Source organism: Lactobacillus selangorensis (assembly GCF_001437205.1).
Taxonomy (GTDB): Bacteria; Bacillota; Bacilli; order Lactobacillales; family Lactobacillaceae; genus Paralactobacillus; species Paralactobacillus selangorensis.
On record NZ_JQAZ01000003.1, the window covers coordinates 1 to 16,882 of the forward strand.

The 16,882-nt window shown below is 35.8% G+C and carries 14 protein-coding genes; 12 read left to right on the top strand and 2 right to left on the bottom strand.

Annotated features, from left to right (window positions below; genetic code table 11):
- Positions 1-48: 48 nt before the first annotated feature.
- The gene (locus tag IV40_RS04875; RefSeq protein ID WP_057769268.1) at positions 49-567 is read right to left on the bottom strand and encodes a sigma-70 family RNA polymerase sigma factor; all 519 of its coding nucleotides are present in this window, start codon (positions 565-567) and stop codon (positions 49-51) included.
- 378 nt (positions 568-945) lie between these two features.
- Between IV40_RS04875 and IV40_RS04880 the strand changes: the two genes are divergently transcribed.
- From IV40_RS04880 to IV40_RS04915, 8 genes are read left to right on the top strand one after another with little or no spacing between them, the layout of a single operon-like run.
- Entirely contained in the window at positions 946-2,262 is a 1,317-nt protein-coding gene (locus tag IV40_RS04880; protein ID WP_236698024.1) for a HamA C-terminal domain-containing protein, read from the top strand.
- Between the two features lie 4 nt (positions 2,263-2,266).
- Positions 2,267-4,879: a DEAD/DEAH box helicase gene (locus tag IV40_RS04885; protein ID WP_057769269.1), complete on the top strand. Its 2,613-nt coding sequence runs from the start codon at positions 2,267-2,269 to the stop codon at positions 4,877-4,879.
- Between the two features lie 11 nt (positions 4,880-4,890).
- Positions 4,891-5,109 carry a helix-turn-helix domain-containing protein gene (locus IV40_RS04890; protein WP_057769270.1) on the top strand — a complete coding sequence of 73 codons (219 nt, stop codon included), beginning with the start codon at positions 4,891-4,893 and terminating at the stop codon, positions 5,107-5,109.
- Positions 5,110-5,152: 43 nt separating this feature from the next.
- The gene (locus IV40_RS04895) at positions 5,153-5,890 is read left to right on the top strand and encodes a hypothetical protein (protein ID WP_057769271.1); all 738 of its coding nucleotides are present in this window, start codon (positions 5,153-5,155) and stop codon (positions 5,888-5,890) included.
- Positions 5,891-5,893: 3 nt separating this feature from the next.
- Entirely contained in the window at positions 5,894-6,931 is a 1,038-nt protein-coding gene (locus tag IV40_RS04900) for an Eco57I restriction-modification methylase domain-containing protein (RefSeq protein ID WP_057769272.1), read from the top strand.
- A gap of 3 nt (positions 6,932-6,934) precedes the next feature.
- Positions 6,935-10,282, top strand: a complete 3,348-nt coding sequence (locus tag IV40_RS04905; RefSeq protein ID WP_057769273.1) for a DEAD/DEAH box helicase family protein — start codon at positions 6,935-6,937, stop codon at positions 10,280-10,282.
- Complete coding sequence (locus tag IV40_RS04910) at positions 10,283-12,253, top strand: DUF262 domain-containing protein (protein ID WP_057769274.1); 1,971 nt, start codon at positions 10,283-10,285, stop codon at positions 12,251-12,253.
- Positions 12,254-12,652 (top strand): DUF2513 domain-containing protein, encoded by a 399-nt coding sequence (locus IV40_RS04915; RefSeq protein WP_057769275.1) that lies wholly within the window; start codon positions 12,254-12,256, stop codon positions 12,650-12,652.
- 187 nt (positions 12,653-12,839) lie between these two features.
- Here the strand turns inward: IV40_RS04915 and IV40_RS04920 are convergent, their stop codons facing one another.
- Positions 12,840-13,208, bottom strand: coding sequence for a sigma-70 family RNA polymerase sigma factor (locus IV40_RS04920; protein WP_201782048.1), 369 nt, complete (start codon positions 13,206-13,208; stop codon positions 12,840-12,842).
- 370 nt (positions 13,209-13,578) lie between these two features.
- Between IV40_RS04920 and IV40_RS04925 the strand changes: the two genes are divergently transcribed.
- Genes IV40_RS04925 through IV40_RS04940 form a run of 4 tightly spaced genes read left to right on the top strand, consistent with a single transcriptional unit; the run spans position 13,579 to position 16,878 of the window.
- The gene (locus tag IV40_RS04925) at positions 13,579-14,796 is read left to right on the top strand and encodes an ABC-three component system protein (protein WP_057769472.1); all 1,218 of its coding nucleotides are present in this window, start codon (positions 13,579-13,581) and stop codon (positions 14,794-14,796) included.
- Complete coding sequence (locus tag IV40_RS04930) at positions 14,786-15,013, top strand: ABC-three component system middle component 7 (RefSeq protein WP_057769473.1); 228 nt, start codon at positions 14,786-14,788, stop codon at positions 15,011-15,013. The genes IV40_RS04925 and IV40_RS04930 overlap by 11 nt, the downstream gene beginning before the upstream one ends.
- Positions 14,997-16,652: a DUF2326 domain-containing protein gene (locus IV40_RS04935; protein WP_057769276.1), complete on the top strand. Its 1,656-nt coding sequence runs from the start codon at positions 14,997-14,999 to the stop codon at positions 16,650-16,652. Before IV40_RS04930 ends, IV40_RS04935 begins: the two co-directional genes overlap by 17 nt.
- Entirely contained in the window at positions 16,633-16,878 is a 246-nt protein-coding gene (locus IV40_RS04940) for a helix-turn-helix domain-containing protein (protein ID WP_057769277.1), read from the top strand. Before IV40_RS04935 ends, IV40_RS04940 begins: the two co-directional genes overlap by 20 nt.
- Positions 16,879-16,882: the final 4 nt, after the last annotated feature.

The window sequence follows — 16,882 nt, forward strand, 5'->3', positions numbered from 1 at the left end:
CAACTCAGGGGGTTCACTTCAAACCTACTGTGGTCCACTTTTTTCTAATTAATTTTCAATGCCGTAAAACTGGCGCAGCTTTTTAATTGCGGCTTTAACGTGACGACCGGCCATGACCTTGCTGATGCCCATCTCTTTAGCAATTTGATTTTTCTTCATGCCGTGGCAGTAATACTGTGTGACAGCGTATTTTTGTTTGTCCGTTAAAGTAGCTAAGGCGGCCGGTAATTGTTCAGCTAACATTTGCCGACTTTGATGTTCTTCTTTTTGGATGATTTGGTTAAGCAGGTTGTCTTTACCATAAATTGAGGTGACTTCAATAGACCCTCGATCTACCAGAGTATCCATCATATTCATATTTGGATTAGTTGGATCATTCTTGAAAAACTTATCTTGGTGACGCTCATTGCGATGATCGGAGTTGTACTGTTGATGGTCAAAGTCGAAGATGATGTTGCCCTGAGTCTTTGTAACTTCAATAGTTTGGTTATCCATATGCTTAACACGGACAATTAGCTTGTCATCTTGTTCACCGACTAATTCGTACTCACTATTATTTGTCCTCATTTAATAAAACCTCCGTTTGGGATCTCCCAAGCGAAGGAATCGAAGGTACATTAAAAGCCACTAGGGTGTGTTAAACAGACCTAAACGAAGAGATCGCTTGGGTACTGCAACAGCGCCTTACTAGTGGCTTTGTTACAGAGTGTTATTCAATTCGGCGCATGCTAGTAATGGATGTTAATCACTCATCCCATGCTTATCAGCTAAAAAAATGTGCGAATGCAAAAATAATTATCCGAGAAAGCGGTGTCAGTCTGGTATAATTATTATTGTTAAGCACTAATCTCTAGCTGATATTTGAATAATAACAAGATGGGCATAAATTAACCTCCGAGTTTTTATATGAAACTCCGAAAAACTCCAAAAAAGCTGGGAAGCAAAATGGCAAAAGAAGCTAATTTCACTTATTTAATAGATTTGGTCAATCCTTATTTACCGGATGCGGCAGATACTTCAAAAGAAGAAACAGTTAGCTTGATAATTGAGTATGCGTCAGATAACCAATACTCACCAATGCCTGCCTCATCAACATTGAATACGTATGCCACTGATGGAATCTCCAGATCTGCTTCTAAAAAACTGCTGAACTTAATAAACAAAGAAACATCTTCGCTTGAAGAATATTTCAACAAAATTGGCGCAGATCAGTTAACTTTGATTGCTAAGAAATTGAAGAAGGATGGAATTTCACCAGATGTGTATCGAGGTAAAGCACCAGCATTATTAGCCAACTTATTTACTGAAGAGTTTGAAAAAGTAGCGAGCAGAAAAAATAGGCGAAAACAAAAAATCCCCACAAAAAGTGAGGATAAGGATATATTTACAAAAACTGTTTCAGATGAGACGTTCTCAACAGTCTTTCGTCAGGTTAATGCTAGTGAGATAGATGCTGTGAAAAATAGAAACTCAATTCATGCTTTTGTTTTGAAACCAGAGCTGTTGCCTTTTAGCTATACGAATTTAAAGAATCTAGTGACATCCAATATTACTAGCTACGCAATAGCCCGTGGAGTTAGCAAAACAGATGTTGTAGGTTTGCAAGCAGCCAATTTACTAAGAAAATATGCTAAAAGTGGTATTCCAAATAATTTACTAGGTGAATTGCTAGCATATATTTTTTTAGAGCATGAGGATAACGCACTTAAACTCTATACCAGGGCGGAAATTTTAAAATTCAAGCGAACGATCGACAGCGAAGGCATATACCTAAAAAGAGACCAAGGTAAAACTCAACTAATCCTTGGGGCATCACAATTAAACAATAATCTTGAGGATGCAATTAATAATGTAGTGAAGAAGATAGCAACTTTTGATAATAATCGGTCCAATGAGATGGTACTGGCTACCAACATAGTTGACCGTTCCATTCTTCGGACACAATTCGGTGAAGATAAGAGTAATGCCATTATTAAGTTAATGGCACCAACTGAAACAGACTTTGAAGATATTGCATCATATGGGATCTTTATTGGCTATAAGTTTAGAACCCAATTAGATTTAGACGATTGCACGCAAGAAGAAGCAAAAGAGAAGTGTCGTCAAGCTATTAATTGTGATTTGGAACAAGCGATTAGGCAATTGAATATAGTTATTCAGCAGCATCATTGGCAAAAATCGTCGTTTTATGTGTACTTGTTACCTTTTACTAATGCTGAAGAGGATACTCATGCGATAATGAAGGATTTGATAGGAGAATAAGAGTATGCCACAACAAGAAAAAAGATTGGGCGAATATCTTTACGAGTATTTAGAAAATGATGATTACTTACACAAGCTGATGAGTATTTTGTCTAAGCAGTATGGTTGTTGGCTATTTCATCTAGATTGGAAGTTAACAGGAAAGCAGAAACATGATCTTCTACGCTTCGCCGATTTGCTATCAAAATCAATCAATAAAAAGGGAGACAGTAGGCAAAAAAATAGTGCCTTGAAAATTGTTGCTACTCTATCCAAAATGTATCCTAACGATCCTGAGGTTTCACTGATTACTAATGAGGTTTTGACCAGCTTTAACAACTTTTTGCCTCGTCAAGGACAAAGCTATACGCTAGTTCCAACAATTGAGCAGTTATGGAACGAAGCCTTGGTAAACTATCAAAAAGAGAAACGCCAGATTCCTGGAGAAGAAAGTAAGTCGTTTATCGGTAAGCAAGATATAATTTTTAAGTCTTTGAGCAATGAACTTACTAGTTTTTCAGCTCCAACATCGATGGGGAAGACCTTTTTAATTGAGAAGTATATTGAGCTTCAAGTGAAGGAGGGTGTCGTAGGCAACTTTGCGATCACTGTACCAAGCAAGGCACTCATTACCGAAGTAAGGGTTCAGCTTATTAAGGATTTAGGGGCAAAATTAGGCGAAAAACAATATCGAGTCATTTCTCATCCTGAAGAGTACAGGGTAGATTACGAGGGAAGCTATATTTGCGTAATGACTCCTGAACGCCTATTAGCCCTTTTAACACAATATTCAGAAGCACGGTTAATACACCTGTTTATTGATGAGTCTCAAAAAGTTACAGAAGCAAGTTCGCGTAGTGTCTTTTACTATGAAATATTTGACAGGGTTAGTGCATGGGAAAATCGACCGAAGGTAACCTTTGCCTCACCATTGATTCCAAATCCAGGAATATTTAAAAAGTTAGTACAAACAGCCGCATCGAATGATGGCCTTCGCATTGTCGAATCCCCAGTAACCCAGGTGGAAATTATCTTTGATCGCTATGCTAATAAAGCGGAAGTATATGATGATTTGAATCAAAATACTATTTCGATAGGTAAATTTAAAGAAACGCTATCAGTACCAGATATTATTCGGAAGATGATAAGCATTTTAGGGAATAGTAATTGCAACTTGGTTTATTATGGTTCAAAAGTCAATGCCATTTCAGATGCTGTGGTTGTTAGTCGTTCAATGGAAGAAAGTAACGATACACGGTTGATAGAGTTAGCTGATTATATTTCACGTAAAATTCACCCTAAATACATCTTGGTAAAACTAGTTAGAAAAGGAATAGCCTTCCACACTGGAGAATTGCCAGTTGACGTTCGCATTAGAATCGAGGAAGCCTGTCGGCAAGGAATCTTAAAGCTAGTTTTCTGCACCAGTACCCTACTGGAGGGAGTAAATTTGCCGGCTGATAATATTTTCGTTACTACGCTGCAAAATGGAAAAAGGACGCTCAGTCAATTAGACTTCTTGAACTTAATTGGTCGAGTGGGTAGGTTAGGTCACTCCATGCTAGGAAATGTCTTTCTAATTACTGGCGATACAGCGAATTCGCATAGTAACCGTGCTGCTTATTTATCTAGGATGAATAACAGACTAAAAAAAGCTAAGTTATCTGTTGATGTTATTAAGCCTAAGCAAGCGGCAGCAATTAAGAAGAGCCTAGAGAAAGGCGATGTGCGTTTAGATAACATTGAAAAAGATAAGAACTATGATTTAATTCGTAAATTATCATTACTTTATGTCAAGGAATTACGAAATGATCATCATGGAGTAGTTAGAATCCATTTAGCAAAACATATAACCTACAAAGAAGAACGAAAAATTTTACAATCCTTACAAGAACGATATGCTGACGAATTAGAGGATGATATTAACTTCTCTTCTGATCAGTCTGAAAGTCTTAGAAACAAGATTAGTCAGGAAAATATTAAAGGATATCCTAATATTCATGATGGGGAAAAATTGAGGTGGCCGGAAGCCAAAGCTTTTTTACTCAAACTATCAGAAATATTTAACTGGGCTATTTATGAATCCGACTTTGTTAAGTCAAAACAAGACAAGGAAACTCAAGATAAGGTCATCGAGGATGACGCTAAAATAGCCTTACTTTGGATGAGTGGATACAGCCTGCAACGGATTTGCGACTTTGCAATTCAAATCCGTGATCCTGAGCGTGGAGATACAAGATTTCTTAATAGGGTAAGGCAATACCATGAGAATACCCCTAATATTGACTGGGAGACTATAACCATTAATTTAGTGATGAAAAGATTGCAAAATCTTCAGTTTGTATTAGGTAAATATTTCTTGAAAGTTACCCAGGAGTTAACTAAGAGTGGAATGCCACCTCAGAATGACTGGTATCGTTTCATGGAGTATGGAACAGATAGTGACTTACGGATTTGGTTACAGCAGAATGGTTATTCCAGAGAATCATCAGAATATATAGAAGACAATAAAGATGAATTTATCATTCAAACCGATAATAATTACTTTGTCTCCAAGAATATTTTAAAAGCGAACGATCTTGATGCTGTTAGTGAGACTAAGGAAATTGAAATAAACGTTCCAGAAATTTTTATTTAGAGGAAGTAATCATGAATAACGAAAACTTAAGCATCAGTTACAACAAATTATGGAAGCTATTAATTGATCGTGGCATGAAAAAGAAAGATCTACAACAGGCTAGTGGAGTTAGTGCCGCTTCAATTGCTAAATTGGGTAGGAATGGTAATGTTACGACTGAGGTATTACTAAAGGTTTGTAAGGCCTTAGATTGCGATGTTAGTGACATTATGGAGATCGTACGAAAGTAACAGAAGGAATAATAAAGGAAGATAGAGGTGATATTTATTTAAAATGAGCAAGGAAGAAATAAGCCTTTTCGATGATCAAAAATTTGAAACCGATCATAAAAAATTTGAATTAAAAGCAATAGGTGATGATGGTCACCTAATTAAATCTAAGGAACGAGTTCAACATCATGGTGAAGTCTTTACCCCTAAATGGATGGTGAAAAAGATGCTGTCTGAACCGGCTATTCAAGAAAAACTTCATGATCTGCATGCCACTTTTTTTGAACCTAGTGCAGGCGAGGGTGCCTTCTTGAAAGAAATCCTACATCAGAAGCTGAACTATGTAGACCAAATTTCTAATAAAACAACTTGGAAAAGTAACGCATTATGGTCATTAATGAGCATTTACGCTATTGAATTGTTGGAAGATAATTTAGCTCGATCAAAAGAAGCAATGATTAATATTTTTGTCAATCATTATCAAGCTTTTATGCAGAAAAGTTTGAGTTCAAAAACTGATGTTTATAAATCAGCAAAATATGTCATCAATTTAAATATCGTCCAGGGTAATACACTTACCTATAAAAATGATGATGGAAAGTTGATTACTTTTAGCAACTGGATTCCGTCTGGATCAAAAGTTGAACGGGAGATTTTTACTTTCAAATCATTGCTCAACAATAGTGATGTGGATGATGTAGATGCTAACGAAGGTCAATTAAGTCTATTTGATGACTTAGAAAATAGTGATGATACAAGTAAGCAGAAAACTATTATCACTAAAGTATTTAGGATGGGATAGAAAATGAGTAAAGAATTTAAATTTGATGTTGTAATTGGTAATCCACCATATCAAGAAGAAGTTGAGGGAACTAGTGATAAACAGATTTTTCCATATTTTATGGATCAGGCCTATAAAATTGGAAAAAAGGTTGAGCTAATAACACCCGCTAAATTCTTATCTAATGCAGGGAAAACGCCCAAAAAATGGAATGAGAAGATGTTAAAAGATCCTCATTTAAAAGTACTTTTTTTCGAGCAGGATAGTAGTAAAGTTTTTAGTAATACAGATATTAAAGGTGGAGTTTGTGTTACGTATAGAGATGTAGATTCGAGTTTTGGCGCAATTGGTACATTTACACCCTATGCAGAATTAAATTCTATACTAAAAAAAGTAAAAACAAGCAATTTTAAATCATTTAGTGAACTTATTTATGCTCCAGAAAGCTATAAGCTTACCCAAAAATTACATGACGATTTTCCAGATATAGGGTCGCGATTAAGTAAGGGACATAAATTTGATATTACTACTAACATTTTTGATAAATTAGGTGATATTTTTCAAAATGTAAAGCCTTCTGGTAGTTCAGAGCAATATGTAGGATTATACGGTCGGCAAAATAATCGAAGAACGTTAAAATGGATCAAGAGTAAGTATGTTAAGGGACCGGATAATCTGGAAAATTACAAAATTTTAGTTCCTAAATCAAATGGTAGCGGTGCACTTGGAGAGGTTTTAACCACACCCCTAATCGGGGAACCCCTAATCGGGGGAACTCAAACATTTATTACAATTGGTAACTTTCAAGATATAAATTGTACGAAAGCGGCTATGAAATATATTAAGTCGAAATTTGCACGAGCGATGCTAGGTACGCTGAAAGTAACGCAGGATAATAAGAAACGCACTTGGGTTAATGTTCCATTGCAAGACTTTACCCAACATTCTGATATAGATTGGTCAAAATCTATTCACGAGATTGATCAGCAACTTTACAAGAAATATAGATTAAATCAGGAAGAAATTAGCTTTATTGAAACTAAAGTAAAGGAGATGGACTAGACAATGGCAATGCCTAAAATTAAATCATTCAAACGAATCATTCCAATGATTTATGCCTACACCACTCCTAATGATATTTCCCATAACGGATGGACTAAGATAGGTTACACTGCATCACAATCTGTTGAAGATCGAATTAAGCAACAGAGCCATACTGTCGATGCCAAAGTTAAATTATTATGGCGTGGCAATGCTCGATATGAAGATGGGTCCGATAAAACCTTTACCGACCATGATTTTCATGATTACTTAACCCAGAAAAAGCAGATTGAACGGAAACCTAGGACAGAATGGTTCCATATTGATGGACCAACATCTCATCACTACTTTCATGAGTTTGCTGATCGTGATTTTGGGGATATTCAAGGTAATGATAAGCATGTTCATTATGAGCTTCGTAAAGAACAACAAAAGGCAGTCGACCAAACAATTGCTTACTTTCTTAAAAATGGTGAAGGCAGCGCATTCTTGTGGAATGCTAAGCCACGGTTTGGTAAGACGCTCACTGCTTATGATTTAGTCCGTAAGATGCAAATGCAGAATGTACTGGTAGTTACAAATCGGCCTAGTATTGCAAACTCCTGGTTTGATGATTTTGACAAATTTATTGCCTGGCAAACTAATCTTAAATTCGTTAGTGAAACGGATGCCTTAAAAGATAAGCCAGTACTTTCTCGTCAGGAATTTATTGATTCCATTTCTGATGGCAATGATTATGGTCAGGTTGTTTTTGAGAGTCTTCAAGGGCTAAAAGGTTCGGTTTACTTTGGTGGAGAATACGACAAATTAAAGTGGATTGAAGATCTTAACTGGGATTTATTGATCATTGATGAGGCCCATGAAGGTGTGGATACTTATAAGACGGATAAGGCATTCGACAAAATCAAACGTAAGTATACACTTCATCTTACTGGTACACCGTTTAAGGCCCTAGCCAAAGGTAAATTTGCTGCAGATCAAATCTACAACTGGTCTTATGCTGATGAACAACGAGCCAAAGCTGATTGGAATGAAGATGCTGAAGGTGGTAGCAATCCATATGCCGTAATGCCACGCTTAAACATGTTTACTTACCAATTATCAGAAATGATGGCGGACACTTTAAAACAGGGTGTTGATTTAGACAATGGTGACAAAGCAGATCCAGCATTTGATTTAAATGAATTTTTCAAAACACAGAATGGTAAATTTGTTTACGATGAAGCAGTGGATCATTTTCTTGATACATTGACTACTGGAGAAAATTACCCATTCTCAACTCCAGAATTAAGAACAGAACTTGCACATACTTTCTGGCTGCTTAACAGAGTAGATAGTGCTAAAGCTCTGGCAAAGAAATTGAAGCAGCATCCTGTTTTTAAGCATTATCATATTATTCTTGCGGCGGGTGATGGCAAACTTGATGATGATCAATTAAATGATGATCAACTTGAAAAGGCCAATGAAAAAGCCTTTGATAAAGTTCAAAAAGCAACTAAAGAATACGATAAAACTATTACTTTAAGCGTGGGCCAACTGACTACTGGTGTAACAGTTAAACCTTGGTCGGCCGTTTTGATGCTTTCAAGTATGAAGAGTCCCGCCGAGTACATGCAGGCTGCCTTTAGAGCACAAAATCCATATACTTTTGAGCGTAATGGCGAGCTAATACAAAAAGAAAATGCCTATGTTTTTGACTTTGATCCAACTCGGACACTAACTATTTTTGATGAATTTGCTAATGATTTAATGGCTGAAACTTCAAATGGCAAGGGGACCGCTGCTGAGCATGAAGCAAATATTCGTAAACTGCTGAATTTCTTCCCAGTTATCGGTGAAGATGACGTTGGCAAGATGGTTGAACTTGATGCTAAACAGGTTATGTCTATACCTCGTCAGTTAAAATCACAAGAAGTTGTTAAACGTGGTTTCATGAGTAACTTCTTGTTTACTAATATTTCTCGAATCTTTGCTGCACCTGCCGAAGTACGTGAAATATTAAATGGTTTAGTAACAGCTAAAGAAGGGAAAGCAAAAAAGACTGAGCAAAATGCTATTGAAGGTGCTGAAGAAGTTTCAGTTAATGATGATGGTGAAGTTGAAATTCCTAAAGAGAAAGTAATTGGTAAATCAAAAGATCTTTTTGGTGACAAAGTTTACTCTGACTTAGGAAGCCAGTTAGTAGACTCAGTTTCTGATACTGACAATACGGACTTTAAGTCAGCAGCCAAGTCTATTTCTAAGAAAGTCAATGATTCTCTAAATAAAGAAGTTATTAATAGAGTCGCTAATGATTATGGCTTGTCCAAGAGAGAAGCTAAAAAGCAACAACAACAGATTGAAAAGGAAAATGAACAGGCATTAAATAAGATTGCTGACGAGCTTAACGATCAAAAGAAAGTAGCCGAAGTTAACTATAAGAAAGAACAAGCAGCCGCACGTGATCAAGCAGAACTTAACGAAGCTAAAGCAAAATATGAAACTACTGTCCAGAATATTATGAATGATTTTGGCAAAAGAGTACAAGATCACGTCAAGAAGACGGTTGAAGATGTTCCAGCTAAAGTGGTTGAACGTGTTGAAAAGCACGAGGAAGAGCAAAAATTAAATAATGTTGAAGAAGATGCTAGAGCACACCTGCGGGGCTTTTCTCGTACAATTCCCAGCTTTATTATGGCTTACGGTGATAAGAATTTAACTTTGCAGAATTTTGACGATTATACCGAGGATGATGTTTTCAAAGAAGTAACAGGCATCACGGAGGATCAATTCCGTTTCTTGCGTGATGGTGGTGATTATGTTGATGCCGAAACCAATGAAGAGAAACATTTTGATGGTCATTTATTTGATGAAGTAGTGTTTAATGATTCTATTCAGCAGTTCCTTGAAAAAAAGGACCAATTAAGCAATTACTTTGATGACAATAGCACGGAGGATATTTTCGATTATATTCCTCCACAAAAGACTAATCAGATTTTTACACCAAAAGCAGTTGTTAAACATATGGTGGGTGATCTTGAAATAAATAATCCAGGTATTTTTGATGATCCTAATAAAACATTTGCTGACCTATATATGAAGTCAGGGCTGTATATTACCGAAATTGTTAAGCGATTATTTCGCAGTGACAAGATGAAGAAACTCTTCCCAGATGACCATGAGCGTATTAAATATATTATGGAACACCAGGTATATGGCTTTGCACCAACAAGAATTATTTATCTAATTTCAACTAACTATATTTTTGGCTTTGATAAAGAATTAAAGAATAGCTTAATGGAGAAGCATTTCAAACAGATTGATGCCGCTAAGTATGCCAAAGAGGGTACGTTGCAGGAAGTCGTCCAACGAGAATTTGGGGAGGGAAAATAGATGAAAGCTGATAGTATCCATCTATTTGATTTCCTAGGAAGTGGGAAAACTATTTTTGAAATCCCAGTTTTTCAGCGAAATTATGAATGGGACAAAGCACAGTGTGAGCAGCTATTTAAAGATTTAACGATAGCTGCACAAAACGATACTGATCATTTTATAGGTGCGATTGTTTATGTTACCGAGACCGGAAATAAAATGAGTCACATTTACCGAATTATTGACGGGCAACAACGACTGACTAGTTTAACTCTGTTATTAAAGGCCCTTGCGGATGCAGACGAACAAGATCGGGATGAAATTGAAGAAGAATACTTAACCAATAAGTATTTGGATGATAATAATCACTTGAAATTAAAACCGGTCGAACATGATTATGAAGCCTTTGAATCAGTTATGAATGATATGACAGATTTTAATAAGGCATCTAAAGTTATTGATAACTATAAATTCTTCCGTAAGTTGATTAATGGCAGTGACATTAACAGCTCTAAACTATATGAAGCGATGAATCATTTTAATATGGTTTACATTGAGCTAAGCAGCGATTCTAACGAAGAAAATCCTCAGGTTATTTTTGAAAGCCTTAATTCTACGGGTGTTTCCCTATCATCATCCGATCTGGTGCGGAACTTTTTGTTGATGAAACTTGATTCGCAGGAACAAGCTGAGCTCTATAAGAAATACTGGGTAAAGATTGAGCGGATGTTTGCTACCAAGACATTTGCTGAATTCATCCGACATTATCTAGTTGTAAAAACGCATGTGTCTGTTAAAAGAAATGGTGTTTATAACAGCTACAAGGACTATTTCATCTCTCAAGGATTAAGTTCGGAAGATGCTTTGGCTGATCTGTTTAAGTTTGCTACCTACTATGATCAGATTCTAAATTATAAATCCGATGATGATGTCTTTAACAAAATCTTAGAGCATATCAACGTAATGGATAGCAAGGTTGTATTTCCTTATTTGATGCTGTTAATGGATTTAGTTGATACAGGTGAAACTGATCAGGAGGAAGCCAATAAGCTGGCGCATATTCTAGAAAGTTATTTATTCCGGTTGAAAGCATGCCAAATGCCAACCAATGGGCTAAATAAAATTGTTGTAGGACTATGTGATCTATCCAAGGAAGCAGGTAATTTAAGACTCAGACTACTTAGACTACTCAAGGCTAATTTTCCTGATGACCGTAAATTAGCGAATGGCTTGATGGAAGTAGATTTATATCATCAAAGGAATCACCTGGCTAAATTATCTTTGGTTGTTCTAGAAGAACATCGGACCAGGGAAACAATAAACTTTGATGATGCCCAGGTTGAGCACATTATGCCACAAAGACTCAATGCCGAATGGCGACTTCAAGTCACTAATGCCGACAAGGTGAAGGAACAATATGGTGGTACGCTGGGAAATTTAACTCTCACGAAATACAACCAAGAAATGAGCAACAAACCTTACAGTGAGAAAAAAGAATTCTATAAGGAATCGAATGTATCTCTTACCCGGGAAGTTGCAGAAACATATGATAAGTGGGGGAAAGACTCTATCGTTGATCGAACTGAAAAATTGACGAAAGAGTTAATCCAAATCTTCCCAATGCCTGATATCAAAGAGGTTAATGAAGAAGAAGTTACTGGTGAATATACTATTGATCAGACCACTGATGTTACTGGTAAAAAACCAGTTCAAATCACGATTAGTGAAAATGAATATCCGGTAAAGACTTGGCGTCAAATGCTAGTTACTTTCCTTAATGATATTTGGAATAAGGATAGCCTTAACTTTGATCGTATCAAAGAAAATCGCCAGTTGAGCCGGATGCTCTTTAGGCCAGGGAATGCGCCAAAAAAATTGGAAAATGGAACAGTGGTAGAAACTAACTTCTCAGCAACAGTGATTTTAGCTATCATTGCTAAGATTTCTGAAATTTGTGATATTACTGATCAGGTTTCGTATGTGGTAAAGTAGGTGAATAATTTGAAGTTAAATCATGATTTGGTGAGATATACAATGCTTTCAATTGAGTCAAGTAAAAATATAACAGGGCCTCTGGAAGATGAGCTGTTAGCTAATCTTAGTAATTATGGTGAATATGATAGAAGTCAAATTGCCTATACAGTGATGAAATTAAAGGAGGCAAAATACATTACTGGTGATGTACGATGGGGAAATAATCAACCTGCTATTATTTCTCCAGGGAACTTAACTTATGAAGGTCATAAATTCTTAGATAACATCAGAGATGACGGAGTGTGGAAAGACACTAAAAATATTTTGTCCAAATTTTCTAGTGTTTCGCTGACATTAGTTTCTAATGTAGCAGCTGGGGTGATTACACAAATCATAAAGCATCAAATGGGAATCTAGTTTTCCACAAATTACCTAATCCATTTTTTGATACTTGCTTGTTCCCACAAACCACTAGAATTTGAGCCCTACAATTCATGCCGAATTTTAGCTGAAATCCGGCATTGTGTTCCCGAGTTAATAACTGTGCTAATTCATTGTAAATAACAAAAGCTACCGAATAAAGCGGTTCAGCAAGAATGTGTAATTAATCAATTAAGCTCGTGGCAGCTGGTAATTGTACAATTAATTGCTGGCGTTGCTGCTGGCCTTCCTTTTCAATTAATGAATCCAATAAGTTATCCTTGGTGTAAACAGATGTGATTTCCATGGAATTACGATCCGCTATTGTATCGATTGCATTAATAGCTGGATCATCCTGTGAATTGGCGAAGAATTTATCCTGATGCCGTTCGTTTCGATGATCTGAATTATATTGCTTATGATCAAAGTCAAAGACAACGTTACCTTCTACCTTTGTAATGGTGGTTACTTGATTACCCATGTGCTTGACTTTAACAATTAGCTTGCCGTCTTCTTCGCCGATTAACTCGTATTCACTGTTATTGGTTTTCATTAATAAGCCTCCGTTCCGGTCTCCCAAAACGAAGGCAAAGGACAAAAAATAGCCACTAGTAGTGTGCAAACAGTCCGAAACTTGTTCGTTTCGGGACTGCAGCAAACCTTCCAGTGGCTGGTTGCAGTAAAAGTATTTAATTAAGAAGCATGCTGGAACACCGTTAGCTTGACGATGCATGCTGAATCAATAGATAAAATTCACGTTCATTTATTTAATATTGAGAACCGTGTATGTAAACGGTATACTTAAATTGTGGATTGAATTATTATCTTTAATTCACAATCAGTATATTTGAAAAGAAAATATGAACTCGGACAGTTTGGGACAAAATCTGTCCTTTTTTGTCCGAAAGTTGAGCGTGATTGATATGGAATTCTCTGATTTTTTTGACATGCTATGGACTTATTTAGGTAACCCTGATGAAAGTAAAGATAATAAAGGTCGTCCTAAATTCTTTTGTCACTTAATAGATTTGATCATTCGTACTCCGCAGACTGATGTGGAAGATGAAAAAGCGCAAAGTGGGGACTTGAATCCCTTTGCAGGTAGAGTAGCCGACACCATTAATAAGTACTGTATTGGCTCCAGACCAATCCCTAAAAAAGATGCAAAAGAGTTGCTTAGCAGAATTAGTAATGGGAAAAAGTTTATAGACGAAATTAATTTCTCAGCTCCAGGAGCAAGAGAAAGCATTCGAAATAAGTTGCGTGATGAGCAATTTGAAGTAACTATGAGCTCTTTGGGCGAAGTGTGCTTCAAAGCAATGAAAGCGTTTTTAAATAAATTCAAAAATGCTGAAACTTCTGTGAGACCTCAGGATGTTAAAACAAATCAGAATTCCATTGATAACTTGCGTTTACTTTATGACGTAGATTTAGAATGCCCTTTATGTGGAGAGAGCTTGATTAAGAATGGTATTAGCAATGCCATAGCAGGATATGATATTGTCCATATCTTTCCTGACAACTTAAATGAAAATGAAAAATCCAAATTTACCAAAATAAAAAAGGCACCTGAAAATTCAGATGCCTTAGAAAATAAAATTCCACTATGTTTAAATTGTGCGAATGTTTATCTCAACAATCCTACCTTAAATGATTATCAACGATTGATTCAGAAGAAACAGTATATTATTAATAAAAAGCAAATCGCTCAAGACCTAAATCAGCTAACTTTAGAAGCAAAATTGACTAAAGTGATTCAGGGGCTAAAGAAGGTTAAACCAAACTTAGCAAATTCTATTGTTGACTACGATGCGCATACCGTAGAAGAAAAGATAAGCCATGATTATGCCTTACAAGGGGCTGTTAGTTATTATGTTTCTGGTTATTACAACAAAATCAAAGATCAATTTTCTAATTTGGAAGGTCCGGATTTTTCTTTTGATGAATTAGCTACCACTATAAAGTTAGCCTATTTTAAATTTAAGCGTGAGCAACTAGATCAGGAAGAAATATTTAATCACTTGGCTGATTGGATTCTCACTAAAGAACAATTGCCTCAGGATTATTCAGAAGCTTCCAGAATTATAGTGGCTTTTTTCGTGCAAAACTGTGAGGTGTTTGAAGTTGAAAATGCCCAGTAAAGTTACTGACTATAAGGAAAGTACATTAGCAAGTCTTCCTAAAATAATGAAAAAACTAAATGAACAGGCTATGAATCCACAAGATCTTTATAAGAGAACGAGAAGATGTTTTGACGATGTGGGGGAGTTTGTGGAGGCGTTGGATTGTTTGTTTATATTAAACAGGATCTATATTGATGAAGAAACAGGTGTGATAAGTAGTGTTAAAGCAAATTAGTTGTGATCAGTTTACGGTGGATGGACACCCACGTGGACCAATTTATTTTGATAAAGGACTAAATGTGATTTTAGGTGGTCATAGTGGAACTAATTCAATTGGGAAATCCACATTTTTGATGATTATTGATTTTGTATTTGGTGGAACTGATTATGTGAAAAAGGACCTTGATGTCCAGAAAAATGTAGGCTCTCATACCATAAAGTTTGCTTTTGAATTTAATGATAAAGATTATTATTTTTCGAGGTCGACAGAAGATTTTCAATATATCTATATTTGCAACGAGAAATTCATCCCTAAAGATAATAAGAAAATAACTGTCGAGGAGTATCTCGATTTTTTGTCTAATCAATATAATTTGAATTTACCCAGACTAACATTTAGAGGTGCAGTCGGCCGTTTTATTAGAGTTTACAATCGTCAAACTACAGATGAAAAAAGGCCTTTGCAAAATAGTAATCAAGAGCCATCTAAACAGCAGGTCTATGGATTACTGAAGTTGTTTGACAAATATTCTCCTATTGAGAATAGAGAAGAAGCCGCTAAAAAAGCTGAGGAAGCTTACACGGCATTTAAAAATGCAGGGACTTACAGATATGTTCCAATAGTTGATACTAAAAGACAATTTAAAGAAAATCTAAACAAAATTGAACAACTTAAACAAAAGCTGTCAGATCTACAATCTGAAAATAATGAAGGCTCATTAAACTTAGATGATATGCAAGCAGCACGTTTAAGAGAAATAAGAAATGATCTATCCCAACTTAGGGAACAGAAGAATATATACTTGAGTAGATTAAATGTCATAAAGGCTAATGAAAAAGCTGGCCCCAGAAGGTATCGGAATAATTATCATGAATTAGAGCAGTTCTTCCCTGATGTAGATATCCAAAGAATTGAAAAAATAGATAAATTCTATCATCAAATTACTAAGTTCCTTAAACTAGAGTTTGAACGAGAAAAAAATACTATCGAAAAAAATGTTGATGATTTAAGTCATCATATTTCTCAACTAGTTAATGAAGCACAGAAAATAAAGAATCAGCAAGGACCAAATGTCCAAACTGCTTTACTTAATGAGTATGCTGATAAAAAAGCAGAATTAAAGCAATTAGAAGACGAAAATAAAAATTATCAGAAGAAGAAAAAACTACAACAAGACAAGAAAGATCAACAGGATGCTTTAAAAGCGACTATCAATACTGAATTGGCAGAGGTACAGCACTCTTTGAACACTGAAATGGCTAGTTTAAATGAGCAGGTCTGCGGATCAAGTTCATTTCAACCTCCTCGAATTGAATTAAAACCAACAGGATACAATTTTGAGACGATTAATGACCAAGGTACGGGGACATCATTCAAAGGATTAATTATTTTTGATCAAGCTTGTCTTGACTTAACACGTTTACCATTCTTTGTTCATGATTCACTACTATTTTCAAATATTGAGATTGATCGTAGAAATAGAATTGTTGAAATGTATGCTCAAGAAACTAAGCAGATATTTATTTCAATTGATAGTATTGAAGTATTATCAGAAAAAGCACAAGAGATTATTAGAGAGAATACGGTTCTGACACTTGAACGTGGTGGTAAAGAACTGTTTGGGAGATCATGGAATGAGCAAGCAACCAAATAACTTAAAAATTAAATATAAGGTTAGTTACAAGAAATTGTGGAAACTGTTGATTGATAGAGGATTACAGAAAAAAGATTTGCAAGCTGAATGCGATATTAGTGCTGCTTCCGTTGCTAAGTTAGGAAAAGATGCTAATGTTACTACGGATCTTTTGATGAAGATATGCACTAGCTTGGATTGCAACCTTAATGACATTTGCGAAACTGTACCAATTAACGAAGAGTAGGAGA